Raw genomic sequence first — 26,851 nt, 5'->3', positions numbered from 1 at the left:
CGCCGCCCGCGCCCCGCTCAGCGCGGCAGGAACTGCGGCCCCTGCGGCGGCATCCGGAAGGCGGGGTCGGGCACGGGCGCGACCGGGTGCGGATAGCCGTACGCGGGCTGGGGCGCCACCGGGGGCTGGGTGACGTGCGCGGCCGCGGGCTGCGGGTAGCCGTAGGCGGGCCCCGGCGCCGGGTAGCGCGGCGGCTGGGGCGGGTAGCCGTACGCGGGCTGGGGGGCGATGGCGGGCGCGGGCGGCGCGACCGGGTACTGGGTGTGGGGCTCCGGCCGGGCCGGGGGCGGCGGCTGCACGGGCTGGGCGGCCGAGGGCTGCGCGGCGGCGCCGGGCCCGCGCGGCAGCGAGGCGTCCGGGGTCGGCTCGGGCACCGCCTCCGACTCGTCCACGGAGATGCCGAAGTCGGTGGCGAGGCCCACCAGGCCGTTGGAGTACCCCTCGCCGAGGGCGCGGAACTTCCAGCCCTCGCCGCGGCGGTAGAGCTCGCCGCAGATCAGCGCGGTCTCGGCGCCGGTCTGCGGGGTGATGTCGAAGTACGCGAGCGGCTCGGCGGCAGCGGCGGCGGGCGAGGCGTCGTACAGCAGGATCCGCAGCGCCCGCACCTGCTCGAACGGCACGTCCTCGGCGGAGGCGACCAGGAGCACCCGGTCGACGGCCGCGTCGAGGCCCGCGAGGTCCGCCTGGACGGTGTCGGTCAGATGGACGGCGGTGCCCTCGGTGACGCGCTTCTGGCCCAGGCGCCAGACCTTCCCCGAGGGGTGGCGCGGCTGGTTGTAGAAGACGAAGTCCTCGTCGGAGCGCACCCGGCCGTCGGTGCCGAGCAGCAGCGCCGACGCGTCGACGACGGGGGAGCCCTGGCTCAGCGTCCAGCGCAGGACCGCGCGGACCGCGGTGGCTTCGAGCGGGACGTTCGACCCCTTCAACATCGCGTGCGTCATGCCGTCATCCTGCCTTCCTCGTCCGGGCCGGGACAACGTGGGGCCCGGGGGCCGTCCCGGACTCCGGCCTTCCCCGATCCGCAGGTCCTCAGGCCTCGTCCGCCGACCGCTTGTTTTCGGACACTCGTACGTCTTGAATCGCCGTTGATTGCCCCTTGACGTCCCCTTGGGGCCTCTTGTCCTATGACATCCGACTGTGCCGGTGTGGTGCCGAGGTGTGCGTCATGGCCGGGTTACCTGGATTTCACGCCCGAGGGGAACCTCCGACACCCGCCCTTACGTACTATTACCGGCCACATCTTCGGATCGCATACGCGATGCGGGCGGAAACAGGAGAATCCCAGGGGAACCCCATGCGTCACTTCGGGCACATAGCCCCAGAGGTGCGAGAGCGCCTCTTTCACAGGGAGCCGTGCGCCTTCACCGCGGACTCCCCGCCGCAGCTCGTCGCCGTCGCTCTCGGCGCCACGCTGTACAGCCCGGCCACGCGGCCGCGCCTGGCCGACGACATCCTCAAACAGGCTGGCCGTGGCGTGATCTCGATGGTCATCTGCCTGGAGGACTCCATCGACGACGCCGAGGTCGTCGGCGCCGAGGAGAATCTGATCCGGCACTTCCGGGATCTCGCCGAGCGCCCGGACGCCGAGCCTCCGCTGCTCTTCATCCGCGTCCGCGACCCGGAGCAGATCCCCGATCTGACCCGCAGGCTCGGCCCCGCGGTCCGTCTCCTGTCCGGATTCGTACTGCCGAAGTTCACCGAGGAGCGGGGCGTTCCGTTCCTGGAGTCGCTCACCGCCGCCGAGACGGCGAGCGGACGGCGCCTGTTCGCCATGCCGGTCCTCGAATCGCCGCAGCTCCTCCACCTGGAGAGCCGCGCGGAGACGATCACCGGCATCGCCCGCACCGTCGACAAGTACCGCGACCGGGTGCTCGCGCTGCGGCTCGGCGTCACCGACTTCTGCTCGGCGTACGGCCTGCGCAGGCCGCCGCACATGACCGCCTACGACGTGCAGATCGTCGCCTCCGTCATCGGCGACGTCGTGAACCACCTCGGCCGCGCCGACGGCACCGGCTTCATCGTGACCGGGCCCGTGTGGGAGTACTTCCGCGTCCAGGAGCGGATGTTCAAGCCGCAGCTGCGCCAGAGCCCGTTCCTCGAGGTCCGCGCCGAGGAGCTGCGGCAGGCCCTGATCGAGCACGACCTCGACGGCCTGCTGCGCGAGATCGAGCTGGACCGGGCCAACGGCCTGCTCGGCAAGACCTGCATCCACCCCTCGCACGTCATGCCCGTGCACGCCTTGTCCGTGGTCAGCCACGAGGAGTACAGCGACGCCCAGGACATCCTGCGCCCCGAGCGCGACGGCGGCGGAGTCATGCGGTCCGCGTACACGAACAAGATGAACGAGGTGAAGCCGCACCGCGCCTGGGCCGAGCGGACCCTGCGCCGCGCCGAGGTCTTCGGCGTGGCGCGCGAGGACGTCGGCTTCGTGGAGCTGCTCTCGGCGGGGCTGCCCATCTGATGGCGCGAGACAACAGTGAAGTGACAGTGGGTGGCGACATATGACAATGAGTGACGAAAGGACGTCTGAGAACGTGGTGTGGTCGGGTACGTGGGTCGCTGAGCGGCTGGGTGTGGAGCTCGTCGGCGACGACCTCCGGGAGCTGCTCGGGCTCGCGCTGCGGCGCAACCCCCGGCGCGCCCACCTCCTGGTGTCGAACGTGCTGGGCAAGCACGTGCCGCAGCTGCCGTCCGTGGTGCGGCGCTCCGGGTACGAGCTCGGCCTGCGGGTGCGCGAGCTGCTCGGCCCGGACGCGTGCGCGCGCGCCGTCGTGCTCGGCTACGCGGAGACGGCGACCGGCCTCGGCCACTGCGTCGCCGACGGCGTCGGCGACGCCCCCTACCTGCACTCGACGCGCCGCCCCGTCGCGGGCGTGGCCCGCGCGGGCGGCTTCGAGGAGGCCCACTCGCACGCCACCTCCCATCTGCTGCTCCCCGAGGACCCCCGGCTGCTCGCGGGCGCGGGCACCCTCGTCCTCGTCGACGACGAGTTCTCCACCGGCAACACCGTCCTCAACACCATCCGCGACCTGCACGCGCGCTACCCCCGCGAGCGGTACGTCATCGTGGCCCTGGTCGACATGCGCGCCCCCGCCGACCGCGACCGGCTGCACGCCTTCGCCGCGGAGATCGGCGCCCGCGTCGACCTGGTGGCCCTCGCGTCGGGCACCGTGCGGCTGCCGGAGGACGTCCTGGAGAAGGGGCGGGCCCTGGTCGAGGCGCACGAGGGCGCGGCGGAGCCGCCGCCCGCGCCGCGCGCCGAGCCCGCCCCCGTCACCCGTGTCCCCCTGGCCTGGCCCGACGGCGTCCCCGACGGCGGCAGGCACGGCTTCACCCCCGCGCACCGGGCGCGCCTGGCCGCCGCCCTGCCCGGCATGGCGGAGCGGATCGCGCGGGCGCTGCCCGAGGGCGCCCGGCGCGTCCTCGTCCTCGGCTTCGAGGAGCTGATGTACGCGCCGCTCGCGCTCGGCGTCGCCCTGGAGGGGCACCTCGGCGGCGCGGCGGAGGTCCGCTACTCCACCACCACCCGCTCGCCCGTCCTCGCCGTCGACGACCCGGGCTACGCCATCCGCACCCGGCTCGTCTTCCCCGCCCACGACGACCCCGCCGACGGGCCCGGCGACCGCTACGCCTACAACGTGGCGGGCGGCGGCTTCGACGCGGTCGTCGCCGTCGTCGACTCCGCCGCCGACACCCCCGCCCTGCACGCCCCCGGCGGACTGCTCGCCCGTCTGTCCGCGCACACCGGGCACGTGCTGCTCGCCGTCGTGCCCTCGTACGCACCCGAAAGGTCCCCGTCCGTGCTGCCCGAACCCCTCCGCGGTCCCGCCTTCTCCTCGTACGCGCCCGACGACGTCGGCTGGCTGCTCCAGGACCTGTCGGCGGTCACGCTCGAAGCGCCCACCGAGGAGCGCGAGGAGGCGATCCAGAGCGGCGGCGCGCACTACGCCGAGTCGCTGCCCGTCGAGTACCAGCCGAGCGCGCAGTACCAGGAGCTGTTCCGGGCTGCGCTCGACGACTCCGCCGCCCGGATCGCCCAGGCCGTCGGCACGGTCACCGAGACGGTCATCGCCGAGCGCTCGCCCCGCCCCGTGCTGGTCTCCCTGGCCCGCGCGGGCACCCCCGTCGGCGTCCTGATGCGCCGCTGGGCGCTGCACCGCCACGGCCTCGACCTGCCGCACTACGCGGTGTCGATCGTGCGCGGCCGCGGCATCGACGCCAACGCGCTGCGCTGGCTCGCCGCGCACCACGACCCGGCCGACGTCGTGTTCGTCGACGGCTGGACGGGCAAGGGCGCCATCACCCGCGAACTCGCCGCCGCGATAAGGGAGTTCGAGGAGGCCGAGGGCGTCACCGGCTTCCACCCGGACATGGCCGTGCTCGCCGACCCGGGCTCCTGCGTGCGCACGTACGGCACCCGCGAGGACTACCTCATCCCCTCCGCCTGCCTCAACTCCACGGTCTCCGGCCTCGTCTCGCGCACCGTCCTGCGCGCCGACCTCGTCGGCCCCGACGACTTCCACGGCGCGAAGTTCTACCGCGACCTCGCGGGCGCCGACGTCTCCGCCGACTTCGTGGACGCGGTCGCCGCCCGCTTCGACGAGGTGGGCGACGCCGTGGACAGGCTGGTCAAGGAGATCCTGGCCGCCGACCGTACCCCCACCTGGGAGGGCTGGGCCGCCGTGGAGCGGATCAGCGAGGAGTACGGCATCCACGACGTGAACCTCGTCAAGCCCGGCGTCGGCGAGACCACGCGCGTGCTGCTGCGCCGCGTGCCGTGGAAGATCCTGGCCCGGTCCGGGGCGGGCGCCGACCTCGACCACGTCCGGCTGCTCGCCGACCAGCGCGGCGTGCCCGTCGAGGAGGTGGACGGGCTCCCGTACACCTGCGTGGGCCTCATCCACCCCCAGTACACGCGCGGGGCGACCGGCGCCGACGGCAAGGCGGTGACCGGAGCGTGAGCGCCCGCCCCGTCCGTCTGGTCGCCAGCGACCTCGACCGGACCCTCATCTACTCCGCCGCCGCGCTCGGCCTGCGCATGCCCGACGCCGAGGCGCCGCGCCTGCTGTGCGTCGAGGTGTACGAGGGCAAGCCCCTGTCGTACGTCACGGAGACCGCCGCCGGGCTCCTCGCGGAGCTCGGCCGGGCCACCGTCTTCGTGCCCACGACCACGCGTACGCGCGAACAGTACGCGCGCATCCATCTGCCGGGCCCCGCGCCCGCGTACGCGATCTGCGCCAACGGCGGCCAGCTGCTCGTCGACGGCGTCCCCGACCTCGCCTGGCGCGCGGCCGTCGACCGGCGCATCGCCGCGGAATGCGCCCCCCTGGAGGAGGTCCGCGCCCATCTGCTGCGCGTCGCGGACCCGGCCTGGCTGCTCAAGGAGCGCGTCGCCGAGGACCTCTTCGCCTATCTGGTCGTCGAGCGCGCCCTGCTGCCGGACGGCTGGGTCAAGGAGCTCGGCGAGTGGGCCGGGCGGCGCGGCTGGACCGTCTCGCTCCAGGGGCGCAAGGTGTACGCCGTGCCGCGGCCGCTCACCAAGAGCGCGGCCATGCGCGAGGTCGCGCGGCGGTCCGGCGCCGAGGAGACGCTGGCCGCGGGCGACTCCCTGCTCGACGCGGACCTGCTGGCCGCGGCGGACCGGGCCTTCCGGCCCTCGCACGGGGAGCTGGCCGAGGTGGGCTGGACGGCGCCGGGGCTCGTGGTGGTGCCGGAGGCCGGGGTCGCGGCGGGGGAGTCGATCGCGCGGCGCCTCCTGTCGGAGTGACCCGCGCGGTGCGCCCCTGACCCGCCCCTTCCCGAACCGGGGGCTGGCCGCCCCCGGGCCCCGGCCCTTCATCGCGCTGGCGCGCTCGTCCTCAAACGCCGGACGGGCTGGATGGTTGCCGGTGCGGACCGGATCTCGTCTGCGGCCCGCACCGAGGACTTCCAGCCCGTCCGGCGTTTGAGGACGAGGCGCGGAGCGCCGACAAACGGGGGCACGGGGGCGGAGCCCCCGGTTCGGGAAGGGGCGGGTCCGGGGCGCGGCGCGGCGTAATCTTGGGGGCATGCCCCGTTACGAGTACCGTTGCCGCCCCTGCGGCGACACCTTCGAGCTGAGCCGCCCGATGGCGGAGTCCGCGGACCCGGCGGTGTGCCCGGCCGGCCACGAGGACACCGTGAAGCTGTTGTCGACCGTGGCGGTCGGCGGCACCGCCCCGGCCCCCGCCGGAGGAGGCGGCGGCGGTGGCGGCGGGTGCTGCGGCGGCGGCTGCTGCGGCTAGCGCAGCACGTCGGCCGCGCCGAGCAGCCCCAACTCCGCCCGCGTGGGGGCGCCTTCCCAGTCCCCGCGCGAGGCGACCGCGAAGGCCCCGGTGGTCACCGCCCGGTCGAGCCGCCCCGGCACGTCCGCGCCGTCGAGCAGCGCGGACAGATACCCGGCGACGAACGCGTCCCCGGCGCCCACCGTGTCGACGACGCGCACCGGCACCGCCGGGCGGTGCCACACCGCGCCCCCGCCCCCGTACGCGGTGGCGCCGTCCGGGCCCAGTTTCACGACGACCTCCGGGACGCCGAGCCGCAGCAGCCGCTCGGCCGACTCCCGTACGTCGGCCGGACCTTCGTCCGGCGGCAGGCACACCGGCAGCTCGTCGGCGGAGGCCACGAGCACGTCGACGGCCGGCAGCCAGGGGCGCAGAAAGGCCCCCGCCTCCCGCGTACTCCACAGCCGGGAGCGGAAGTTGACGTCCAGGCAGACGGGCACGGCGTGCTCGCGCGCCAGGCGCAGCACGCCCTCCCAGGCGGCGCGGGCCGCCTCGCCGAGGGCCGGGGTGACACCGCTCAGATGCAGCAGGCGCGGCGGCGCGGCGGCGAAGGCCCGCGCGACGGCCTGGGCGTCGACGCGGGCACCGGCCGAGCCTGAGCGGTAGTAGTGGACCCGGGTCACCTCCGGAAGGCGCGGCTCGAAGAGGATCAGACCGGTGGGCGCGTGCGGGTCGCGGCGGGCGCCGGTGACGTCCACGCCCTCGGCCCGCAGTGTCCGCAGGACCAGCTCACCGGCCTCGTCGTCGCCGACGGCACCCGCCCAGGAGGCGCCGTGCCCGAGCCGGGCCAGGCCCACGGCCACGTTCGACTCGGCCCCCGCGACGGACACGGTCATGGTGCCGCCCAGCTTCAGCGGCCCCGCGCCGCGCAGGGCGACCATGGTCTCCCCGAAGGTGAGGACGTCCGGGCCGGGGCCGGTGCCCGCGCGCACCCCGCTCACGCGCACACCTCCGCGAACCGCCGCGCGCGCCGCCGCAGCGCGTCCAGGTCGCCGCCGTCCGCCGCGTCCCCGACGAGCGGCGAGCCGACGCCCACCGCCGCCGCGCCGTGCTCCAGATAGGCCGCCGCCGCGTCCGCGTCCACGCCGCCGACCGGCACGAACGGCAGGCCGGGGAACGGTCCGCGGAGCGCCTTCAGATAGCCGGGGCCGCCCGTCGCCGACGCCGGGAAGACCTTCAGGGCGGTCGCGCCCGCCGCGCTCGCGGCGATCACGTCGGTCGGCGTGAGGACGCCCGCAAGCACCGGCAGGCCCAGCTCAAGGCCGGTGTCGACGCCCGCGCCGAGGCCGGGGGTCACGATCAGGTTCGCGCCCGCCCCGGCCGCGCGCCGGGCGTCGTCCGCGGTCAGGACCGTCCCCGCGCCGAGCCACGCGTCCGCGCCGAGCTCGGCCCGCGCCCTGCGCAGCACGCCGAGCGCGTCGGAGCCGCTCAGCGAGACCTCGACCAGCGGCACCCCGGACTCGACGAGCGCCAGGACGGTACGGAACGACGCCTCCGGGTCGCGGCCGCGCACGATGGCGAGCAGCCGCCGGGCCCGCAGCGCGGCGAGGAAACCGGCCTGGCCCGCGGCCGGACCGTCGGTCGAACTCTTGCGCACACCCTCGGTCATGCCCTCAGGCTCGCACAGCCGCCGGGCCGCCCCGACGCGGGGCCCGGAGCTCAGCCCGCGCCCTGCCCCCGCTCCTCGCGGATCCGTGCGACCACCCGGGCCGCCGTCGCGCGCACGGCCTCCATCTCGGTCAGGAACTGCCAGTAGTCGGGGTGGCGGCCCTCCAGGGCCCCCACCGCGCGGTCCAGGCGGGCCACCGCCTCGTCCAGCGGGCGGGCGTCCCGCGGGTCGGGGCGCTGGCGGCCCGCCATGGCCAGGCGCTGGGCGTCCCGGACCGCGAACCGGGTGCGCTCGATCTCCGCCTGCGGGTCCTTGGAGACCTCGTTCAGCCGCCGCAGCCGGTCACCGGCGGCGGACACCGCCTCGTCGGTGGAGTTGAGCAGGGCCCGCACGGTCGACAGGCGTGCCGTCGCGTCCGGCCACCGCTGTTCCTCGCGGGCCCGCTGGGCCTCCGCCAGCTTGGCCTCGGCCTGCCGCACGTTCTCCTCGGCCTGCTCGGGGACGCGCTGGAGGTCCTGCCAGCAGGCCGCGGTGAAGCGGCGGCGCAGCTCGCTGAGGACCGGCTCGACCTGCTCGCTGCGGGTGGTCAGGGCCTGGGCGCGGGTGCGCAGCGACACCAGGCGCCGGTCGATCTCGCGGGCCCGCTCGGGCAGCCGCTCCGCCTCCGCGCGGACGGCCTCCCCGTCGCGTACGACGCGGTCGGCGCGCTGCAGCGTGTCGGCGACGCCGTGCTGCCCCGCGCCCTGGTTGAGCTTGGTCAGCTCGGGCGCGAGCGCGGCGAGCCGCCCCGCCAGGTCGTCGGCCTTCAGGCCCGCGCCGCGCACCGCGTCCAGGGCGTTGCTCGCGGCGAGGAGCGTCTGGCGGGCCCGCTCCACGGCCGGGGCGAGCCGGGCGAGCTGGGTCTCCGCCTTGTCGAGCAGCGGCCCGAGCCCCTGCGAGAAGCGGTCCAGGTCCTGCTTGGTCCGGCCGAGCGCGTCCTTGGCCGCCGTCAGCTCGGTGCGCGCCCGGGCCGCGGCGGACGCCTCCAGGTCGTCCCGGTCCAGGTCGTGCGCGTCGACCGCGGTGATGTACTGGTGGCTGACCTCGTCGATGCGCTGCCCGAAGGCCTCGAAGTCGGCGGCGGCGCGGCGCGCGGCGGGCGAGGAGTCCACCGCCACGATCGTCTCGATGGAGATCCGCAGGTCCCGCTGCGCGGTGTCCAGCTCGTAGAACGCGGCCGCCGCCGCGTCCTTGGCCGCCTGCGCGTCGGCCCGCGCGCCCTCGCCCCGCCCACCGAACCACCGCCGCGTCCCGCCCCCGGCGAAGGACCCGGGCAGCACGGCGACGACAAGGGGCAGCAGGGCGAGCGTCAACGACCCCCGAAGGGGCGCGGGGCGGGACACTCTGCGGCTCCGCCGCGTGGGCGCGACAAGCCACGGCAGGCCCGCGGATTTCCGTACGGGCGACATGAGACGGCGCACACCGCCGAAGGCGGAAGGGGCCACCGGCGCCGGGGGACAGGCACAGGGGGCCGTGCCACACCTGTGTGGCTGCGATGGTGTCGCCGTCACTGTCCCTCTCCCGTGCTGTCGTCCGCCCTGCCAGGCCGGTGTCACATTCTCCCACCGGTGAAGGACGAACACACGGGGTGGTCAGTTCGCCGCGCGCACCGTGATGTGGCCGTCGACGCTGCGTACCGACACGCGGTGCGGGCTGTCGTCGGCGCGCGGCACGGTCACGTCGACGCCGCCGTCCACGCTCTCGGTGTCCACGCGGTACCGGGCGTCGGGCAGGCCGACGGTCACGGAACCGTCCGTGCTGCGCGCCCGCACCCGGTCCGGTACGGCGCCGAGTTCGAGCCACACGGAACCGTCCCGGGAGCGGGCGCTGACCCGCTTCGACGTGACGCCGTCGGTCCGCACCGACCCGTCGACGCTGCTCAGGTCCAGCGGCCCGCTGGAGTTCCGCACGGTCACGCTGCCGTCGTCGGTGCGCACCTTCAGCGGCTCGCGGAAGCCGCTGGCGGTCACCTGGCCGTCGCGGTTCAGGATGGTCACGGCGACGCCGCGGGGTACGACGACGCGGTGCTTGGCGGAGCAATTGCTGATCACCCCGCTGCACTTCACCCGGAACGTGAGCTTGTCGCCCTCGGCGCTCTGCTTCCACGTGACCTTGGGGCTGCCGCCGAGCACGGTGCGCCCGTCGAACCAGCGCGTGACCCGGACGTCCTTCACGTGGTCCGACACGACGACGTCCAGGGTGGAGTCGTCGGAGTCGAGGGTCAGCGTCCGCCCGGGCAGGCTGAACGTCCGCCGGTCCGGCGTCTTGTCGTCCTCGGCGCTCGCCCCGCACGCGGCGACGAGCCCGAGGACCGCCGCCGTGGCGCCGGCACCGGCGAGGATCCGCGCGCTCCGCGGCCCCAGCGGACCCGTGCGGCGGCTGTGGGCGGTGGTCATGACGTTCTCTCCCCTGAAAGCCCCCTCGCGACCCCTGCCGCGAGCTCACCCTTGACCGTAGGGAGCGCGGCGCGACCGGGGGATCCGGGCCGCTACCGGATCCGGGGTGGGGATATCCCCCCGGCCGGTCGGGGGCCCGCCACGGGTGTGCGGTCCACCGCCACCGGCAAGGTAGGCTGTCTACTCGTCCCGGGCGCGTAGCTCAGGGGTAGAGCGTCGCCCTTACAAGGCGAATGTCGGCGGTTCGAAACCGTCCGCGCCCACCGGGTTCAGTTGTCTGGTCAACGGCCCTGCGGAAGATCATCCGCAGGGCCGCTGTCATGCCCGGAGTCCACCGACTCGTCGCCCGCCCACTGCGGGCAGGTGCCGGTGTGCCGGTAGCTGGGCTCCGCTCCGCGGCGGCTCTGCCACAGGTGTGGCTGCCACAGTTCGTCGGGCCGCATGATGCTCAGACACTCCATGCACCAGACGGCCGGCCGCCCGATGCGGCACCGGGCCTGTATGTGCGCGGCGCGCAGGGTGCTCACGGTGGAGCACGGAGCGTGTTGGCAGCAGGCGGCGCAGGCGAGCAGGTGGTCGTTCCAGTCGGCGTACGTCGCCACGGACCGGAGGTTGTTGGCGTAGCAGGGCTTGCAGGCGTGCGGCCACCAGTCCCGGTCGGCGGTGCGGCCGCCGCGGATGTCGACGCCGTCGCCGGGGCGCAGGACCGTAGGGCACCACAGGCAGACGGCGCCTTGCCGCTGCTGAACGGTGAGGGCGGGGCCGCGCTCGACGATGGCCAATAGCAGGGTCTCGGCGACGCCGGGCGCGCTCACCGGGGCCTCGGCGGGCAGGCGTGCCCTCCGGCGCTGGCTGGGTACACCGCCAGGGCCCGAAGTCTGCGGGCGAGCTCGGCGACGCGCAGCGCCGCACCGGTCGGGCCGTCGTCCGGGGTCGGCTCCTCGCCCTCCAGCGCCAGGGCGTCGTGCGTCGCGTCGACCACCCGCTGGTGCGTGTACCAGGCGTCGCTGCGCACACGCTCGGCCGCCGCGGCCTGCTCCGCCTGAGGCAGGCGGAGGAGGATCTCCGCGACGAGGCGGCGGTGCAGGGCGGCCGTGTCCTCGGGTGCGGGCGGGTCGGCGAGCGCACTGAAGGCGAGCTCGACCAGGTCCTCCAGCCGGGGCTGGTCGGTGGTCATCATCGGCCCACCGTCCTGAGGGAGGCGGTCGTCGCGAGGAGCGTGTGCACGTGCCGGGGGTCGCACAGGGCGCCGGGGTACGACGGCAGGACCACCCAGCGGGACAGCGTCGTCGCGTGGCCGGGACGCGGCACGCCGAGGTAGGTGCCGGTGGTGAGCCGCTCGGCCGGGCCGTCCCACTCGGCGCCGGGCGCGATGAGCGCGTAGTACGGGCCCATGCTGCTGCGGGAATCCCGGATGACCGGGCCGTCCAGCCAGGCTGTCAGCACCTTGGCCACCGTCTTCGCCGCGTCGCTGCCCACCACGTCGTGGACCTGCTCGGCTGGCATGCGGATCGCGTCGAAGAGGCGGCCGAGCGGGAGCAGCGCGGCGCCCTGTTTCTCCCACTCCGCCCATGCGTTGCCCGGTCGCGGGTCGGCTTCCGCCAGCCACTGCGATACGGCTCTGAGGTTGGCGTCCACGATGTGCCCCTGTCGTCGCTGATCAGGCCTTGTGACCAGCGTGACCATGCGCAAGGGCATCAACTGTCACTCTTCGGTGACACCAGGTGTCATAGACCGAGCCAGGCAGAGATGTGCCCCAATGCGTCCGGCGTGCGGCGTTGTTGATGAATCAGCCCTTCGACGGTCGCTCGTGCGCCAGGGTGATAGCGGGTCTGCTGGGGAGCCACCTCGCGCGCCTTCAGGATGGACTTCAGGGCCGCCTCGCTGCGGCCGATCTCCATCTCGGAGCGGCCGCGGTCGATCAGCACGTGCGCGCGGCGGGAGGAGGGCCACGAGTCAGGGATGGCGATCTTCTTCGCCTTCTCGACAGCCTTGCTGTACCGGCCCATCTCGGTGAGTGCGGACAACTCGTGTGCTGCCCAGTTCGTCGGCCCGAACGACAGCCAGTGGACGTGTCCCATCTCGCCGATGCGGTCGGTGATCTTCTTCGCTTCGTCCAGGTGAGTCTTCACCGTGTCCGCTTCACGAGCGCGCGCGGCGATGACGGTGGCGCCGAGGTGGAGTTGTCCCGCGACCGCGAGCGAGGCGGGGTTCTCCTCGCCCTGGGCGAGGATCCGATGGCCGGCGTCCACGAGCCGAAGGCCGATGGTGTGCTCCCCCTCGCGGTGGTAGACGAGGCCGCGCATGTACTGCCGGACCGCGGCGAGGACAGGGTCTGAGGCCCGTTGTGCGGCCCACTCCATCCGGTCCAGGGCAATGGTGGACAGGTCGTAGAAACCGAGCTTCACGGTGACGTCGTGTGCCGTGCGGAAGACGGAGCCGAGCGCTGCCCACAGCTCGGTGGCAGGCGTGCGGTACGCGGCCGTCGTCAGTTCTGCGATGACTCCCGGCAAGGCGCGGGCCACCTTGTTGATCTCGGCGGCCCGTACCTGCTCGCACAGAGAGTCCGCCGCCGCGACGAGTCTGGGCGCCGCACGGGCGGTCACATCAGGGTCCGCACCAAGGTCGTACAGGTCGAGCGATTCACGGATGGGCCGGATCAGTTCAGCCAGGCGGTCCTGCTGCAGCTCGGTCATGTACGGCTGTCCCGTCAGGGTGGTGACGTCCACATGAAGAGCCCGGGCGCATGCGGCAGCGAACTCCGGGCTCGCCGGTTTATGGCCGCCTTCGACCTGGTGGACCATGCTGTATGAGTAGCCGATCTTCAAGGCCAGCCCGCGTTGTGTGAGCCCGGCGAGCTTCCGGTGCTGTGCGATTCGGGCCCCCGGGCGGTCGTCTGTGGGCATGCTGGAACTCCGTTCCTGACTCGCCAGGTGGAACGGTACCCGCGCCATGCGGCGCTGGACTGGCACCTGCCCCTGTTCCACCTGGATCAGGGGCAGTTGCGTGTGATCGACTCCCCGGGGTGGGATGAATGCATGACCTCTCGGACTCTCTACCTGTTCGGCTCGGCCGCGCCGCCCCTCTTCGACGTGGCAAAGGTGATCGAGACAGCGCAGGCCGACGGGTGGGACGTCTGCCTCGGCCTGACGCCGACGGCGGCCCACTGGCTGCGCGAGAGCATCGACGGGCTCGCCGTGCTCACCGGGCACCCCGTGCGCAGCAAGTACAAGCTTCCCGGTGAGCCGGACGCCTGGCCTCCGGCGGACGCAATTCTCTTCGCCCCCGCGACCTTCAACAGCATCAACTCCTGGGCCCTCGGGCTCACACAGAACTTCGTGGTGGGAGTCGTCGCAGAAGGCATCGGCAAGGGCATCCCGACGGTGACGATGCCGTGCGTGAACGCCGCGTACGCCCAGCACCGGCAGCTGGACCGCAGCGTCACCGAGCTGCGCGAGCAAGGGGTCACGGTCCTCTACGGCGAAGGCGGATTCGTCCCCAACCCGCCGGGCTCGGGCAAGCCGACGGCATACCCGTGGGAAGCCGCGCTGGCCGCCGCGAAGCACCGGGCCGAGGGGCGTGACGAGCGGCAGTAGTCCGCTGTCGGTGCTACCGCATACGCTGGCAGGCATGTCCCCCAACCCCAGCCCCCGGGCCGCCGTGCGCCCTGCTGCGGCCGTGAACGAGGACATCCGCGCCCTCTGGCGGGACCCCCGCGTCCGATTCACAACAGCCTAATGTGCGGGCACTACCAGCCATTCCGGAGATCAGCCGCAGTGGCCAGCGTGCGGCGGACGGGGCCGGGCGGATCGAGCGAGCTCTCGACATCGCGGCGCAGCGCCGCACGCTTGAGCAGCGTCACGACTGCGGGGGCGCAATCGATGTCCACGGTGGCGAGGGCCGAACTCCGCTTGCGCACTGCAGGAGATGCGGGCGAATTTGGACAGAGAATGGCGAGTTTACCACTTCCGGACAGTCTGATGGTTTGCTCCCGCAAGGTCCGGTGGTCTCTGATGTCCAATCAGAATGCCTTGAGGGGCGCCTCGTTGAGCGCTGAAGGGCCTCTGGATGGTCGTGCTCGAAACCCTTGCGTTTCGCTCAACTGCAAACACGGCAGCGGCGGCGACCTGGGTAACGTGTGATCACTGCACGTGGTGCTGCAGCCCGGGGGCAACCGGGCTGCAGCGTGTTCGGCGCGTGCTCACCTACGGAGGAAACATGCACCAGAACGCAACGACTATAGGTCGTCGCGCCGGAACGATTGCACTCACTGCCGTCCTCTGCACCCTCGGCCTGGTCGCCACCCCGGCCGCCGCGGACTCGAAGGCGGCGTGGAACACCCACGAGAAGTGTGTGCAAAAGGACTGGGAAGACCGTCGTATCCCCACGCGTATGGGCAACTCGGAGCTAGGCTTCATCCACCTCTCCAGGCCTCACAACATCACGTCGTGCAAGCTCATCAACGCCGCCCTCAACGGCAAACCCGACAAGCGGTCCGACCATCAGCGCAACCTTGAGTACTGGGGCTCGGCCATCCACAACGGGCGCCAGGTAGATTTCGTGGTCAAGGTGCGCTACGCCAAGGAGACCGACGACGGTCGTTACACCGCTCCTGGCAAGAAGGGGAAAATCGGGGTCATCACCGCTTACTGCAGAGGAGTCAAGAAGTGCCCGTCATGGGTCAACTAGCCATTCCGCCCGAGGCGCTGAACCGCACGCAGCGGGCCCTCGCGGCCACCCTGTGGCACTACACGACCACCCCTGTGGCCAAGCCGTACTACGTGCGCGGATGCATCCCGGACCTGAAGGAGCCACGGGTGACCGTCGCCCTGTGGGCCGGCCCTTCTGCACGAGAGAAGAGAAACCTCTACCTCTCCTTCCCCCTGGTCTCCGGCGGCGTGCCCGTCTCGGCCACGCAGGTAACCCTGGGACTCCTTCGGCTGGGCCGGGGAGTGCACCTGTTCGGCTCCACCGGCCAGTGGTTCGACGGTAAACGCGTCCTCAACGGCAGCGCCCTTCTCGACGATGTCGCGGCGCCTTCACTGCCCATCGAGAACGACGAACAGTACGGCGTGCGGGGTTTCTACTACGAGCGTCCAGGCCAGTTGAGGCAGTACTGAGGGACTGTCTGGGACCCGTCAGGGGCCCAGACAGTCCCTAACGCCTCGTCGGGCGGGAGAGCACCACGGTCATGCCGGAGGACATACCGTCAGCGTGCAAGGGCGGCCAGGCGCCTGCCGAGGGCTCCCGGTCAGCCCCAGGCCCCGCGCCGAGAACCACGAGCAGCCCGCCACCAGCCGCGTACACGGTCCACTCCCGGACCTGCAGGGGCGCCTCCGTTGTCCACGCGCGGTTGGGCGCGGCTCCAGGTCTTCGACGATGTCCTCGATCAAGGCCATCGCCTCCGCGTGCACGTCGTCCGGCATCGCGGTCAGGGCGCGGTCGGCTGGCCAGGCCAGGTCCCCCCCTGTACATCGCGCCCCCGTGTGATCGGCAGGACAGCACCGTACGGCCTCGCGCGGGGGAACGTATGCGCCTGTGGATAGTGCAGGCCAGCGGAACGGCTTCCTGCCCGGCGTCGCCGCGCTCCTGAACTGGTGGCCCGACAGCGTCAACTGGGCGGGCGCGAAGGGCCGCGAACTCCTCAGTCAGGGCGGAGCGGGCCTGTGAGCTGGAAAGACCCCGCAGCCCGCGCCCACGCCGCCAACTGCCTGTCGAAGGGCAGCACGCGCATCCGGGAGCGTCGCACCGACGCTCTTACCACCTGGGTCCGCGCTGGCCGCCGCACCGACCTCGACGGCTGGGGCGCCTTCCTCGGAGTGATCGGCCGCTTGATCATCCTCGGCGGGCTCGCCTACCTGCTGTGGGTCCTCGTCCGCGCGATCCCCTGGCTGATGTGGGCCCTCGTCGCAGCGTGGGTGTGGGCCGCCTGGAAAGCCGGGCGGTCCGCGCGCTCCGCTGGGCCCGCTGACAGCAGCACCGAAGAGGGTGACGAGGAGCACGAGGAGTCGCTCCTTCCCGAGGCCTCGGAGACCACTCGCTTCCTCCACGATCTGGCCGCCCCCCACGTCCACTTGGTGCCCCTCGCCCGGGCCCTCGGCACCACCACCCAGACCACCCGCGCGGTGCTGCGCGAGATGGGCTCAGTTCTCGATGTGGTGGTGGCGGATGGTCTCGGCGGGGTCGGTGACGAGGTGCCCGCTGTGGCCGATGCGCTGTACACGCAACCCTGTCGGCAGGTACACCGGCGCCCACCTACCGGCCCAGGAGGCGGGGGTCCACGTCGCCCTGGCGGATGTTGACTTCCGTCACACCACGGTCCGTGGCCGCTCCAGCCAACCGGAGGGCTTTGCGCGTCACGGCCACGGCGACGTCCGCCGCCTTGCCGGGCGTGTCGGCCGACACCTGCACAGTGGCGCCGACGGAGAAGAAGGCGCCGGTCGGGCCGTTGGACGTGGCAGTCGGTACGATTTCGTACTGCGGTTCCGCCGCCATCGAGTCGACCATCCCCTGCTGTAGCCGCTCCCACTCACCGTCGGCAACGTCCATCAGCAGTTGTACGTCGACTTCCCAGTCACTGGCCATAGCAAGGCGCCTTCGTCCGAATCCGACTACTTGGGTTTGAGGTCGGCTGTCTTGCTGACAACCTGCGTCTTGGTGCCCACGATAGGCGACACGATCTGTGCGGTGCTCCGCCCCCAGAACCGCGCGCTGTACTTCACCTTCTTGCCGTTCGGGACAGGGGCGTAGAACGTCGCTTTGCCGCCACCGGCCCGCACGGTCTGGGTCTCCTTCGCCGTCGCGGCGACGAGCGGCTTCGGCGCACCCGCCCGCATCAGCTTGGAGGTGACCTTCAACTGAACCGAGGGGACGTTGCCGTAACACTGGGCGCGCGTCTTGTAGATAACGCTCATACCCTTCTTGGACCAGTGGGGAGTGTCCGCCGTGATGTTGCAGTACGCGCGAATCGTCTTCTTGTGACCGTCCGTGCTCGGCGCGTTCAGTTGGATCCGCGTAGTGCCCTCCACCTTCGGCGTGACGTCGTCGTCCGGCTTATCTGCGGAGCGTGATGAGACCTTCGTCGCGCCCGTTGGAGCGGGGTCGCTGTCGGCATGCGCTGCGGGAGCAAGTGTCAACGCCGGACCAAGGATTACGCAGGACGCTGTAAGCAGTGACTTGCCGAGTATGCCCCTCTTGTTCAACTTCCCATCCCTCTTTCACGCATGAGTGGAATTCACGATAAGCAGCTGCCACACAGGACATCCGCTAAATGGGATCGACCCAGTTCGTTCACTCAACATCGGACGATACTCGGCATTTTCGGGCTAGGTAAACTAGAAGAATCCGATATGGCGATAGGGCACCTCTTTAACCTCTTCATCCCCTAGCGAATCGATCCGAGGGGCCGTTGTCATGCCTGGAGTCCAAAACGGTGCCCGCGCCATGTGGCGCCGGACTGGCAACTGCCCCTGTTCCACCTGGATCAGGGGCAGTTGCGCGTGATCGACTCCCCGGGGTGGGATGAATCTCGGCCGCGCCGCCCCTCTTCGACGTGGCAAAGGTGATCGAGACAGCGCAGGCCGACGGGTGGGACCTCTGCCTCGGCCTGACGCCGACGGCGGCCCACTGGCTGCGTGAGAGCATCGACGGGCTCGCCAGAACTTCGTGGTGGGCGTCGTCGCCGAAGGAATCGGCAAGGGCATCCCGACGGTGACGATGCCGTGCGTGAACTCCGCGTACGCCCAGCATCGGCAGTTTGGACCGCAGTGTCACCGAGCTGCGCGAGCAGGCAGCCGTCCGTGGAAGAGGGATCCTCACGATCCCCGGGGGGCCCTCGTCCCGTCCGCGGGCAGGTCGTCCGCGGTCAGGATGGTTTCCGCGTTCTTCAGTGCGCGGGCGCGGAGTTGGCGCCACTGGGTGAGCTCCGGGCGGTGTCCCGCGCGGACTTCGGCGAGGGGGCGGTCGGCGTGCGCGGCCTCCGGCTTGAGGTTGTTCACCACCGTCGAGACGCGGAACCAGCGCTTCTGGTCGCCGTACAGGGCGCGTTGGGCGGCGGCGAGGCAGCCGTCGGTGTGGGCGCCCACCGTGTGGCCCGTGGGCAGGGTCAGGGAGAGTTCCGTGCGGCCGGTGCCGAACAGGGCGGCGGCCACGCGCTGCCGCTCGGCCGCGGGCGGCGGACGCTCGCCCGGGCGGGGCGGCGTGAAGCCCCGGTGCCGCAGACAGCCGTCGGTGAGCCGCTGCTGCGCCGCCTTGATGACGTCGTCCGGGCGCGGCGCGGGCGGACGCGGCGCGGGCGAGGCGCACCCCGCCGCGAGGGCACCCGCCAGGAGGACGGGCAGGGGTACGCGGACGAGGGCGCGCAGGCGCATGGGGCTCCCCGGGGTGGGCTCGGCACGGTGCGTGCGCAGGCTCCCCGGTGGCGGGGCGGGTAAGCCTCTCTTCACCCGCGACGGTGAGTAGTCCTACCGGTTCCGGTGACCCGGCGGGGCCGCGGGGCTAGCCGCGCCGCGCCTGCTTCGACGGGTGCGTACGGCGGTACCTGCGGTCCCAGCGCTCCTGGCGGGACCGGCGGATGCGGTAGTCGCGGTACGTGACGGGAGCGCTCGCCCCGCCCGTGCCGCCGGGACGCGCGCTCCCGGCTCCGCTCATGCCGCCCTTGACCGCGGCGCGGTCGTGGCGGCGGATCAGGAAGTACGCGATCGCCGCGGCGAGCAGCCACAGCAGGGGCTGGTTGAAGCCGAGGGCGATCAGGACGAGCAGCAGGGCGATCGTCAGGACAATCATGGATGTACCTCCGCAGGCTGGACGCGGGGGCTGGGCGTGACCTTCATGGACGGGGCGGGTCCGCGCCGCGCGGAGCGGGGGCGGCTCCGGAGCGCGAACCGCGGAGCGCCGGGTCGTACACGGGCTCATTCGGGCCTTCGTACGGCGGAGTCAACGCCCGCCGCCGGTGCCTGTCAATGCTCTCGGGGCTCCCGGAAGGCCGCCGCTCACGGCTCTTCGGGCGGGATGGCGCGCCGCGCCCCGTCCGGGTGTCCACCGCCGCCGGTGCCGAAACCTGCTCCCGGGGAGGCGCGGGGGAGCCAGGGGTTCTCGTCGGGCGCCCGGACGCGCGAAGCTGGAGGCATGTGCCGCAGCATCAAGACCCTTCGCCCGCCCGCGCTCCCCGAAGAGGCCACCGAGGACGAGATCCGGGCGGCCGCGCTTCAGTACGTACGCAAGGTGTCCGGGTTCCGGGCGCCCGCCGCGCACAACCAGGAGGTGTTCGACCGGGCCGTGGACGCGGTCGCCGCGGCCACGGCCGAGCTGCTCGACGGGCTTGAGGTGCGGGGCACCGCCCGCGCGGCCCGGCCCTAGGCGCCGGACGGTCCCGAGTTCGCCGCGGGGCGGCGGACCAGATAGGCCGCGCCCGCGCCCGCCGCGACGAGGGCCAGGACCGAGACCCCCGTGGCCAGCCAGGTCGCGCCGAGCCACTGGCCGCCGAAGTAGCCGAGGCCCACGCTGTAGCCGGCCCAGGCCACGCCCGCGAGGGCCGACCAGGGCAGGAAGTCGCGCTTGCGCCGGTGTGCGGCGCCCGCGCCGAGGGAGACGATGGAGCGCCCGGCGGGGGCGAAGCGCGCGATGACGACGAGGACGCCGCCGCCCCGCGAGAGGGCCGTGCCGAGCCGCTCCTGCGCGCTGGTCAGGCGCCGGGAGCGGGCGATGGCCCGGTCGAGGCGCTCCCCGCCGCGCCAGGCGATGCGGTAGGCGACGAGGTCGCCGAGCACGGACGCGGTCGCGGCGCACAGCATCAGCAGGAGGATGTCCGGCACGTCGTGCGGCACCCGCCCCGTGCCGGTGCCCGCCGCGGCGGCGGCCGTGGCCGCGGTGATGACGAGCACACCGCTGGGCAGCAGCGGCAGGAACACGTCGAACAGGACGGAGAGGGCCACGACCGCGTAGATCCACGGACTGGCGGTCAGCGCCCCCACACTCTCAAACACCCTAATCTCCCCGTAACTCCCCGGTCGGCAACTCATCGCCGCGACATCTCGGGGAGCGGCGGGTGGCGGCCTGACGACAGCTGTACAGCGTACGCCGCGAGATCGCCCAGAGATCCACTGGGGGCTCAGTTGTTCGCTACGTCACGTTCATCGGGGGGTCGGCTCGTTCACCCGGCGGGCCGGGCGGCCCGGGCGTACGGTGGTGGGCGGCCCGTACGAACAGTGACAGAGCGCCCCAAAGGGGCCTGACCTGGCGATACGAGGAGCTTGCCATGCTGGCAGGAGTGTTTGCCTCGGCTGTTGCGGCGGCTGTGCTCGCCGCGGCCGGAGCCGTCGGAAGCGGCGCGGCGGACCATGTGCACAGTGGTGCGGCGGACCGTGTGGAGAGTGGCAAAACGAATCCGGGAGGCCGTGCGACGGACTCCGCGGGGCGTCGTACGACGGACCGTGTGGAGGTCCGCGCGGAGGCGCGGTTCGCACCGCCGACGGCCTTCGTGCCGTCCGCCGCGATCACCTACGAGCAGCAGCTCGTCCCCGCCGCCTCCTGGATCGAGGTGACGCAGCGCAGCGATCAGATCGGCACGCGTGTCTCCCTGCGCGTGAAGGGCCTCCAGCCGGGCCACGCGTACGGCGTGCACGTGCACCAGAAGCCGTGCGGCGCGGACCCGGCGGCGGCGGGACCGCACTACCAGAACGAGCCGGGTCCCATGGATCCGGAGAACGAGGTATGGCTGGACTTCACCGCGGGCAAGGACGGCTCCGGCAAGGCCTCCGCCGTCCACAACTGGGGCTTCCGGCGCGGCGAGGCCGCGGCGGTCGTGCTGCACCGGGAGCAGGGCGGCGCGGGCGAGCGGCTCGCGTGCTTCAGCGTGCCGTTCGCACCGCCCCCGGCGGGCTAGGGCCACCGCCTCCGGTGGGCTAGGGCCGCGGCCCTCCCGTCCGCACAGGACGGTGCCCCCGTTCCGTACCCGTGAACCGGTACGGAACGGGGGCACCGCTCGCGCGTGGGGGCGCGGTCAGGCCGCGATGGGGGTGCGGTCGGAGCCCGCTTTGGCCTTCTGCTCGCCGCGGGCCGCCGCGATGACGCGGTCGAGGCCGAACGCCCCGGAGCCGGTGAAGACCAGGAGCAGCATGGCCCAGCAGAACATCGCCGAGGCCTCTCCCGCGTTCTCTATCGGCCACAGGGCCTCCGGCTGGTGGACCTTGAAGTAGGCGTACGCCATCGACCCGGACGAGAGGAACGCCGCCGCGCGGGTGCCGAGGCCGAGGGCCACGAGGGCGCCGCCGACGAGCTGGATGACGGCCGCGTACCAGCCGGGCCAGGTGCCCGCGTCGATGGTGGCGCCGTTGCCGTCCGTGCCGCCGAACGCTCCGAAGAGCGAGGCGGCGCCGTGGCAGAAGAAGAGCAGGCCGACGACGATGCGGAAGAGGCCGAGGGCATAGGGCTGGGCGCTGTTCAGCCGCTCAGTCATGGTGGGGGACTCCTTCGGTCTTGTTCGGTTGGGGACGTGAACCGATCGCGAAGCCTCAAGATTAGGTGGGCCTAAGTAGTACTTGCAACTTCAACATCTGAGTGTTTTATGAGAATCATCTGTATTCGGCCGTCTCGTTCTCCCCTTGCTTCCCTGGTCGCACGGGGTGCGGCCGGGGTCGGGGGGCAACTCCGCGCTCGCTCATGAACTGTTGGTCTGTACCAAGTCGGGGGTCTGGGCCAAGTCTGGAGCCTGGGGAGTGCCGGGGGCCAGAGTCGTGCCGGGGAAAGCTGTCACGGTCCGCAGCGCGGCACGTGCCACCGCGTCCGCGTCCGACAGCGTCACCGAGTCCACGCCCGGCCGCGCTCCGGCCGCCGTCACCCAGCGCACGCCCTCCGTGGGCACCCCGAACGCGAACCGCCGCGGGTGCGCACGGCCTTGACGGTCAATCAGGTGATAGGGGCGGCCGGTCACGTCGAGCCCGCCCGTCTCGTGGTCGCCGACGGTGTGCGGGCGGCACTGCCCCGTCCGCAGCAGGCCCGCGAGCAGCGCGTCCCCGGTGCGCCGCAGGTCCGGCTCGGGGAGCCGCGCCTCCACGAGGGCCGTCACCCGCACCTCGGAGCCCGGCACGTCCGGCGAGCGTGCGACGAACGCCCCGTCCCGTGCCCGCACTTCGAGGCGCGGCCCGAGCACCTCGACCACGCCCGCCTCGATCAGGGCCGTCAGCTCCTCCGTGCGGCGCCGGGGCGGGCCGATCGACAGGAAGGCGTTCAGCGGGGTGTACCAGGCGTCCAGGTGGTCACGGCGCGAGCGGCCCGTGATGCCGCCGTGGTCCACCGCGAGCCGCAGTTCGTTGCGCAGGTCGCGCAGCACGTCGAGGGCCGACTTCAGCGGGCCCGCGACATTGCCGAGCGCGGCCTGGGCCGCGTCCTCGCGCAGCAGGGCGAGCAGCCAGGCGCGGAACTCCTGAGGCGAGCCGAAGGCCAGCCCCGCGCACGGGCGGGCGAGCCGCTCCCAGGACCAGCGGTCGGCCTCCGGTATCCCGAACGCGTCCAGGAGCAGGGGTTCTTCGGGGCCCCGGTGGGGGAGGTCGAGGAAGCGGTCGCGGAAGTCCCGCGCCCGCCCGGGTGTGCCACGGGCGCTCAGCAGCGCCCCGTAGTAGACGGTCTCCACCTCCTTCGCCACCAGCGGCCAGACCTCGGCGCGGAAGTCCGGCGCGTCCCCGCTGTCCGCGCGCTTGCGGAAGCGGGCGATCACGTCGGCGGTGAGCAGGGCGGGCTCGTGCCGTCCGTAGGGGCCCTTCGCGTTGTCGCCGCGCGCGTGGTACGGCACGCCGCGCCGCGAACCGGCGTACAGGCGCGGCTCGTTGCCCGACGGTACGTAGCGCGGCGGGCGGCCCGGGGCGCGGACGAAGCGGCCGCCGCGGCCCTCGGTCAGGAGCGTCACGTGGTCGAAGAAGTTCAGGCCGAGCCCGCGCAGGAGCACCCGCTCGCCGGGGGCGAGGGCGGAGAGGTCGACGTCGGCGGGGTTGGCGGGCCGCACGTGGCGCAGGCCGTGGCGGGCGGCGTACTCCGAGAGGCCGGTCGGCGCGGCGTCGGGGGCGGCGGGCAGATGGCCCTGGGCGAGCACCACGGCCGACAGGCCGGTCAGGGTGCGGGAGTCGTCGAGCGCGAGGGCCTGGAGGCCGTCGGCCGTCTCGGAAAGCCGGGTCGCGCGGGCCGCGTGGGTGACGACGCGGACGGCGCCCGGGGCCGTGCGCAGGGTCCGGGCGAACACCCACTCCAGATAGCGGCCGTACGCGGCGCGCGTCGGATAGTCGTCCGGGCCGAGCCCGGGTATGTGCCCGTCCGCCGCCCACTCGTACAGGCTCGGCCCCGGTCTGACCGGCCCCGCGCAGTCGACGCTCGCGTCGGTGAACAGGGTCACCTGGGAGGCGACGGTGTTCATCAGGAGCTCGGGCGCCTGGTCGGTGCGCCAGACCCGGCCGGGGCCCGGTGCCGCGGGGTCGACCATGTGGACGGTGATCCGCGTGCCCGGGGCGAGCAGTTCGGCGGCCGAGGCGCAGAGGCGTTCCAGGACGCTGGTGCCGCGGGGTCCCGCCCCGACGACGGCCAGGGCGGGGGTGAGGGGTGCGAGGGACAAACGGGGGCTCCCTGTGCGGTTACGGCGGATGCGGCGGTCGTGGTGCGTGGGGAAGCGGACCGTCCGCATCATGCCTCGCGGCGCGCCCCGGGCCCGCCGCTTTCCCGAAACTGGGAGCCGCTCAGAGCCGCCGGGTCGCCGTGGTCGTCAGGCCCCCGGCCCGCCGGGCCTGTTCCAGGCGGAGCTCCGCGGCGCGGCCCCGCATCGTCAGGGTCATGAGCTGGTTGCCGAACCAGGGGCCGCCCGTCCTGCGCCAGCTCACCCCGGTGCGGGGCAGCCTGCCGTGGCGGGCGAAGAGCCGGCCGAGGGCGCGCCCCGCGCGGCTCCAGCCGAAGCGGAAGCCGACGCGTATCGAGGCGGGAATGGAGTTGTGCACGGGCGAGCAGGTGAGCTGCAGGACCCGCGCGGCGGGTGCCGGGCCCCGTGGCCAGGCGGGCTCGGCGACGTAGGCGTGGTGGACGTCGCCGGACAGGACGAGGACGGTCGCGGGGGCGTCCGGGCCGGTGCCCGCCTCGGCTATCAGATCGGTGAGCGCGGCGAAGGAGGCGGGGAACGCCGCCCAGTGCTCCAGGTCCGCGCGCCGCCGCAGGTCCTCGCCGAAGCGGGCCCAGCGGGCGCCGCGCTCGCCCCGGCACAGCGCGGCGTTCCACCCCTCGGCGTCGTGGATGAGGTGGGGGAGCAGCCAGGGCAGGGAGGTGCCGATCAGGAGGTGGTCGTACGTTCCGTCGAGGGCCTGCTCGCGCAGCCAGCGTGCTTCGTCGGCGTCGAGCATGGCCCGCCGGTCCTCGTCGAGGACGCGGGCGGCGCGGGTGTCGACCATGAGCAGGCGCACGCCCCCGAAGTCGCGGCGGTAGCTCCAGCGGACGGCCCCGGGGTCGGCGTCGGCGCGGGCCGCGAAGGCGCTCAGCGCGTCCGTGCCGTCGGGCGTCGCGCGCACCGCCGCGTACAGCTCGTCGCGGTCGAGTTCGGCGGGCGGCAGATTGCCCAGGTGCTGGTACACCCAGTACGACATCAGGCCGCTGCGGACGCGCTCGCCCCACCAGGGGGTGGCCCGCATGTCGGCGAGCCAGGAGGCGCTGGTGTTCCAGTCGTCGATGACGTCGTGGTCGTCGAAGACCATGCAGCTCGGCACGGTGGAGAGCAGCCAGCGCACCTCGGGGTCGAGCCAGGACTCGTAGTAGAGGTGGGTGTACTCCTCATAGTCCGCGACCTGGTCGCCCGGGGGCTCGGACAGGTCGCGGCGGGCGGCGAGCCAGCGGCGCGTGGCGTCGGAGACCTCGTCCGCGTACACCTGGTCGCCGAGGAGCAGCAGGACGTCCGGGCGCTCGGCGGCCGGGTCGGCGGCGATGCGCGCGGCGAGGGCGTCCAGGGCGTCCGGGCCGACGGGGTCGTGCTCACCGGCGGGCGGCGCGGCCCAGCGGCAGGAGCCGAAGGTGACGCGGACGGCCTCCCGGTCGTCGGGCGGCGTCCGCAGGGTGCTCGGCGGGAACGGGCTCTCGGGCAGCGGCCAGACGGCGTCCCCGTCGAGCGTCACCTCGTACGCGGTCTCCGTGCCGGGGCGCAGTCCGGTCACCGGGACGAGCGCGTAGTGGTGCCCGGCGATCTGGAACGTGCGGGCCGAGCCGCCCGCGCCGTCCGCGCACCGCACCTCGGCGGTGCAGGGCCGGTCGGCCTCGACCCACACGGTCGCGGTCCGCCCGTCCACGTATCTCAGCAGAGGGCCCAGACGCAGCCGTCCCACAGTGATCACTCTCCTCCGTCGCCCCGTACGGTACGGAACGACGGAGGCGGGCGGGACGGTTCCGGCGATCTGCCGGTCAGCAGCCGTTCAGGATCGAGGCGAGCTTGCTCTTCTCGGCCGGGTCGACGGTGAGGTTGTAGTGCTGCTTCACGTCCACCCACATGCGCGCGTAGAAGCAGTGGTAGGAGGCGGCCGGGGGCAGCCACTCGGCCGGGTCCTTGTCGCCCTTGGCCTGGTTGACGTTGTCGGTCACCGCGATGAGCTGGGGCCGGCCCAGGTCGTTGGCGAAGGCCTGGCGCTGGGACTGGGTCCAGGCGTTGGCGCCGGACTTCCAGGCCTCGGACAGCGGCACGACGTGGTCGATGTCGAGGTCGGAGGCCTGGGTCCAGGTGGCGTTGTCGTACGCGGACTTCCAGGTGCCGGAGACGGCGGCACAGCTGCCGTCCTGCTGGACGTTCTCGCCGTCGCGCTTGAGGACCACCTCACGGGTGTTGCAGGTGCCGGACTGGGTGATCCAGTGCGGGAACTTGGACCGGCTGTAGCCGTCGGAGGAGCCCTCGGCGCGCTCGGTGAGCTGGCCGAGGTAGGTGCGGGCGGTGGCGGCGCTGACCGGGGTGGGCGGCGCGGCCTGGGCGGGGGAGCCGGACAGGAGGGTGGTGGCACTGGCGAGGGCGGCGGCGCCGGCGAGGGCCGCGAGGCGGCGACGCGCGTAGATTCCGGGCATGCGAACTCCCTTGAGGTGGGGGGACGTTGACCACTCGGGCGTGGACAGGCTGGCGGTGTGGGGTGGCCAGCAGGTGTGCGCGCGGTGACAGGGTCGCGTCAAAAGGGTGGCCGGGGCAAGGGGTTCGCCGGTATGTCACGGCTTGTCATATGTGCGCGGGGCCGAGGGGGTTGTGGAAAAGTGACCCGGCTCACCCCGCGCGGCGCCGGGAACCGGACCAAAGTCCCTGTTCGCGGGCCTGGAGGGATCACGTACCATGGCCGGTGCAGAAGGGGAGTAGCTCTTCGCCGGACCGTCGACACACTGCTCAGCGCAAGCTGGGCCGGCGCCCGGAGGCGGCCCACGGGGTGGGCGGCCAGCGAGACCTTCGGCAAGCAGTGCCCCGCGCACACATCCGTGTGCGCCGCTGTGCGCTGCCGTGCCGAGGTGTCGTACGCGAAGGC

At 73.0% G+C, this 26,851-nt stretch carries 29 protein-coding genes, 1 tRNA gene and 1 pseudogene; 13 read left to right on the top strand and 18 right to left on the bottom strand.

What is annotated here, in order from left to right; all coding sequences use genetic code 11:
* Positions 1-17: 17 nt before the first annotated feature.
* Positions 18-941 (bottom strand): TerD family protein, encoded by a 924-nt coding sequence (locus tag C9F11_RS13410; protein WP_138959514.1) that lies wholly within the window; start codon positions 939-941, stop codon positions 18-20.
* A gap of 353 nt (positions 942-1,294) precedes the next feature.
* On the opposite strand from C9F11_RS13410, the gene C9F11_RS13405 reads away from it, so the two are divergent.
* The 4 genes from C9F11_RS13405 to C9F11_RS13390 all read left to right on the top strand — a co-directional run bounded on the left by C9F11_RS13405 (position 1,295) and on the right by C9F11_RS13390 (position 6,263).
* Complete coding sequence (locus C9F11_RS13405) at positions 1,295-2,461, top strand: HpcH/HpaI aldolase/citrate lyase family protein (protein ID WP_138959513.1); 1,167 nt, start codon at positions 1,295-1,297, stop codon at positions 2,459-2,461.
* Positions 2,462-2,507: 46 nt separating this feature from the next.
* A complete protein-coding gene (locus C9F11_RS13400; protein ID WP_171075726.1) occupies positions 2,508-4,961 on the top strand; it encodes a phosphoribosyltransferase in 2,454 nt (817 codons plus the stop codon).
* Between the two features lie 77 nt (positions 4,962-5,038).
* Positions 5,039-5,767, top strand: coding sequence for an HAD family hydrolase (locus C9F11_RS13395; RefSeq protein WP_249402173.1), 729 nt, complete (start codon positions 5,039-5,041; stop codon positions 5,765-5,767).
* 280 nt (positions 5,768-6,047) lie between these two features.
* Positions 6,048-6,263: a zinc ribbon domain-containing protein gene (locus C9F11_RS13390; RefSeq protein ID WP_138959511.1), complete on the top strand. Its 216-nt coding sequence runs from the start codon at positions 6,048-6,050 to the stop codon at positions 6,261-6,263.
* On the opposite strand, the gene C9F11_RS13385 is transcribed toward C9F11_RS13390, so the two are convergent.
* From C9F11_RS13385 to C9F11_RS13370, 4 genes are all read right to left on the bottom strand, one after another.
* Positions 6,260-7,243, bottom strand: coding sequence for a sugar kinase (locus tag C9F11_RS13385; protein WP_269078085.1), 984 nt, complete (start codon positions 7,241-7,243; stop codon positions 6,260-6,262). The genes C9F11_RS13390 and C9F11_RS13385 overlap by 4 nt on opposite strands.
* Positions 7,240-7,911 carry a bifunctional 4-hydroxy-2-oxoglutarate aldolase/2-dehydro-3-deoxy-phosphogluconate aldolase gene (locus C9F11_RS13380; protein ID WP_138959510.1) on the bottom strand — a complete coding sequence of 224 codons (672 nt, stop codon included), beginning with the start codon at positions 7,909-7,911 and terminating at the stop codon, positions 7,240-7,242. The genes C9F11_RS13385 and C9F11_RS13380 overlap by 4 nt, the downstream gene beginning before the upstream one ends.
* Positions 7,912-7,961: 50 nt before the next feature.
* On the bottom strand, positions 7,962-9,359 hold the full coding sequence (locus C9F11_RS13375; protein ID WP_138959509.1) for a hypothetical protein: 1,398 nt from the start codon (positions 9,357-9,359) through the stop codon (positions 7,962-7,964).
* Positions 9,360-9,542: 183 nt separating this feature from the next.
* Positions 9,543-10,346 carry a DUF4097 family beta strand repeat-containing protein gene (locus C9F11_RS13370; protein WP_138959508.1) on the bottom strand — a complete coding sequence of 268 codons (804 nt, stop codon included), beginning with the start codon at positions 10,344-10,346 and terminating at the stop codon, positions 9,543-9,545.
* A gap of 191 nt (positions 10,347-10,537) precedes the next feature.
* On the opposite strand from C9F11_RS13370, the gene C9F11_RS13365 reads away from it, so the two are divergent.
* Positions 10,538-10,609 (top strand) — tRNA-Val (locus C9F11_RS13365).
* Between the two features lie 18 nt (positions 10,610-10,627).
* Here the strand turns inward: C9F11_RS13365 and C9F11_RS13360 are convergent.
* From C9F11_RS13360 to C9F11_RS13345, 4 genes are all read right to left on the bottom strand, one after another.
* Complete coding sequence (locus C9F11_RS13360) at positions 10,628-11,161, bottom strand: hypothetical protein (RefSeq protein ID WP_138959507.1); 534 nt, start codon at positions 11,159-11,161, stop codon at positions 10,628-10,630.
* Entirely contained in the window at positions 11,158-11,526 is a 369-nt protein-coding gene (locus tag C9F11_RS13355) for a DUF6415 family natural product biosynthesis protein (protein WP_138959506.1), read from the bottom strand. Before C9F11_RS13355 ends, C9F11_RS13360 begins: the two co-directional genes overlap by 4 nt.
* Positions 11,523-11,984, bottom strand: a complete 462-nt coding sequence (locus tag C9F11_RS13350) for a hypothetical protein (protein ID WP_249401714.1) — start codon at positions 11,982-11,984, stop codon at positions 11,523-11,525. Before C9F11_RS13350 ends, C9F11_RS13355 begins: the two co-directional genes overlap by 4 nt.
* Before the next feature lie 89 nt (positions 11,985-12,073).
* On the bottom strand, positions 12,074-13,252 hold the full coding sequence (locus tag C9F11_RS13345) for a helix-turn-helix transcriptional regulator (RefSeq protein ID WP_138959505.1): 1,179 nt from the start codon (positions 13,250-13,252) through the stop codon (positions 12,074-12,076).
* Positions 13,253-13,384: 132 nt separating this feature from the next.
* Here C9F11_RS13345 and C9F11_RS13340 point away from each other — a divergent pair, with 132 nt between their 5' ends.
* From C9F11_RS13340 to C9F11_RS13320, 5 genes are all read left to right on the top strand, one after another.
* On the top strand, positions 13,385-13,942 hold the full coding sequence (locus C9F11_RS13340) for a flavoprotein (RefSeq protein ID WP_138959504.1): 558 nt from the start codon (positions 13,385-13,387) through the stop codon (positions 13,940-13,942).
* A 622-nt stretch (positions 13,943-14,564) separates the two neighbouring features.
* A complete protein-coding gene (locus C9F11_RS13330; protein WP_138959502.1) occupies positions 14,565-15,035 on the top strand; it encodes a hypothetical protein in 471 nt (156 codons plus the stop codon).
* Positions 15,023-15,466, top strand: a complete 444-nt coding sequence (locus C9F11_RS13325; RefSeq protein WP_138959501.1) for a hypothetical protein — start codon at positions 15,023-15,025, stop codon at positions 15,464-15,466. Before C9F11_RS13330 ends, C9F11_RS13325 begins: the two co-directional genes overlap by 13 nt.
* 418 nt (positions 15,467-15,884) lie before the next feature.
* Positions 15,885-16,016, top strand: coding sequence for a hypothetical protein (locus tag C9F11_RS49655; RefSeq protein ID WP_269078084.1), 132 nt, complete (start codon positions 15,885-15,887; stop codon positions 16,014-16,016).
* Positions 16,013-16,648 (top strand): hypothetical protein, encoded by a 636-nt coding sequence (locus tag C9F11_RS13320; RefSeq protein ID WP_138959500.1) that lies wholly within the window; start codon positions 16,013-16,015, stop codon positions 16,646-16,648. The genes C9F11_RS49655 and C9F11_RS13320 overlap by 4 nt, the downstream gene beginning before the upstream one ends.
* On the opposite strand, the gene C9F11_RS13315 is transcribed toward C9F11_RS13320, so the two are convergent.
* Positions 16,602-16,931 (bottom strand): hypothetical protein, encoded by a 330-nt coding sequence (locus C9F11_RS13315; RefSeq protein ID WP_138959499.1) that lies wholly within the window; start codon positions 16,929-16,931, stop codon positions 16,602-16,604. The genes C9F11_RS13320 and C9F11_RS13315 overlap by 47 nt on opposite strands.
* A gap of 26 nt (positions 16,932-16,957) precedes the next feature.
* Positions 16,958-17,548, bottom strand: a complete 591-nt coding sequence (locus tag C9F11_RS13310; protein ID WP_138959498.1) for a hypothetical protein — start codon at positions 17,546-17,548, stop codon at positions 16,958-16,960.
* A gap of 323 nt (positions 17,549-17,871) precedes the next feature.
* Here C9F11_RS13310 and C9F11_RS48610 point away from each other — a divergent pair.
* A pseudogene (locus C9F11_RS48610) lies at positions 17,872-18,129 on the top strand (flavoprotein); the annotation flags it as partial.
* A gap of 31 nt (positions 18,130-18,160) precedes the next feature.
* Here the strand turns inward: C9F11_RS48610 and C9F11_RS13300 are convergent.
* Both C9F11_RS13300 and C9F11_RS13295 read right to left on the bottom strand, forming a co-directional pair.
* Positions 18,161-18,715: a hypothetical protein gene (locus C9F11_RS13300; RefSeq protein ID WP_138959497.1), complete on the bottom strand. Its 555-nt coding sequence runs from the start codon at positions 18,713-18,715 to the stop codon at positions 18,161-18,163.
* Between the two features lie 127 nt (positions 18,716-18,842).
* Complete coding sequence (locus C9F11_RS13295) at positions 18,843-19,130, bottom strand: hypothetical protein (RefSeq protein WP_138959496.1); 288 nt, start codon at positions 19,128-19,130, stop codon at positions 18,843-18,845.
* Positions 19,131-19,472: 342 nt separating this feature from the next.
* Between C9F11_RS13295 and C9F11_RS13290 the strand changes: the two genes are divergently transcribed.
* Positions 19,473-19,703, top strand: a complete 231-nt coding sequence (locus tag C9F11_RS13290) for a DUF2277 domain-containing protein (RefSeq protein WP_138959495.1) — start codon at positions 19,473-19,475, stop codon at positions 19,701-19,703.
* Here the strand turns inward: C9F11_RS13290 and C9F11_RS13285 are convergent.
* Complete coding sequence (locus C9F11_RS13285; RefSeq protein ID WP_138959494.1) at positions 19,700-20,329, bottom strand: VTT domain-containing protein; 630 nt, start codon at positions 20,327-20,329, stop codon at positions 19,700-19,702. The genes C9F11_RS13290 and C9F11_RS13285 overlap by 4 nt on opposite strands.
* A 449-nt stretch (positions 20,330-20,778) precedes the next feature.
* On the opposite strand from C9F11_RS13285, the gene C9F11_RS13280 reads away from it, so the two are divergent.
* Positions 20,779-21,228, top strand: a complete 450-nt coding sequence (locus tag C9F11_RS13280; protein ID WP_249401713.1) for a superoxide dismutase family protein — start codon at positions 20,779-20,781, stop codon at positions 21,226-21,228.
* 117 nt (positions 21,229-21,345) lie between these two features.
* Here the strand turns inward: C9F11_RS13280 and C9F11_RS13275 are convergent, their stop codons facing one another.
* From C9F11_RS13275 to C9F11_RS13260, 4 genes are all read right to left on the bottom strand, one after another.
* Positions 21,346-21,801, bottom strand: a complete 456-nt coding sequence (locus C9F11_RS13275) for a DoxX family protein (protein WP_138959492.1) — start codon at positions 21,799-21,801, stop codon at positions 21,346-21,348.
* A 201-nt stretch (positions 21,802-22,002) separates the two neighbouring features.
* Positions 22,003-24,012, bottom strand: a complete 2,010-nt coding sequence (locus C9F11_RS13270; protein ID WP_138966421.1) for an FAD/NAD(P)-binding protein — start codon at positions 24,010-24,012, stop codon at positions 22,003-22,005.
* 52 nt (positions 24,013-24,064) lie between these two features.
* Positions 24,065-25,684, bottom strand: a complete 1,620-nt coding sequence (locus C9F11_RS13265; RefSeq protein ID WP_138959491.1) for an alkaline phosphatase D family protein — start codon at positions 25,682-25,684, stop codon at positions 24,065-24,067.
* A gap of 76 nt (positions 25,685-25,760) precedes the next feature.
* On the bottom strand, positions 25,761-26,408 hold the full coding sequence (locus C9F11_RS13260; protein ID WP_138959490.1) for an HNH endonuclease family protein: 648 nt from the start codon (positions 26,406-26,408) through the stop codon (positions 25,761-25,763).
* Positions 26,409-26,851: the final 443 nt, after the last annotated feature.

The sequence above is a fragment of the Streptomyces sp. YIM 121038 genome (assembly GCF_006088715.1).
Classification (GTDB): Bacteria; Actinomycetota; Actinomycetes; order Streptomycetales; family Streptomycetaceae; genus Streptomyces.
This window is presented reverse-complemented; position numbering and strand designations above follow the sequence as displayed.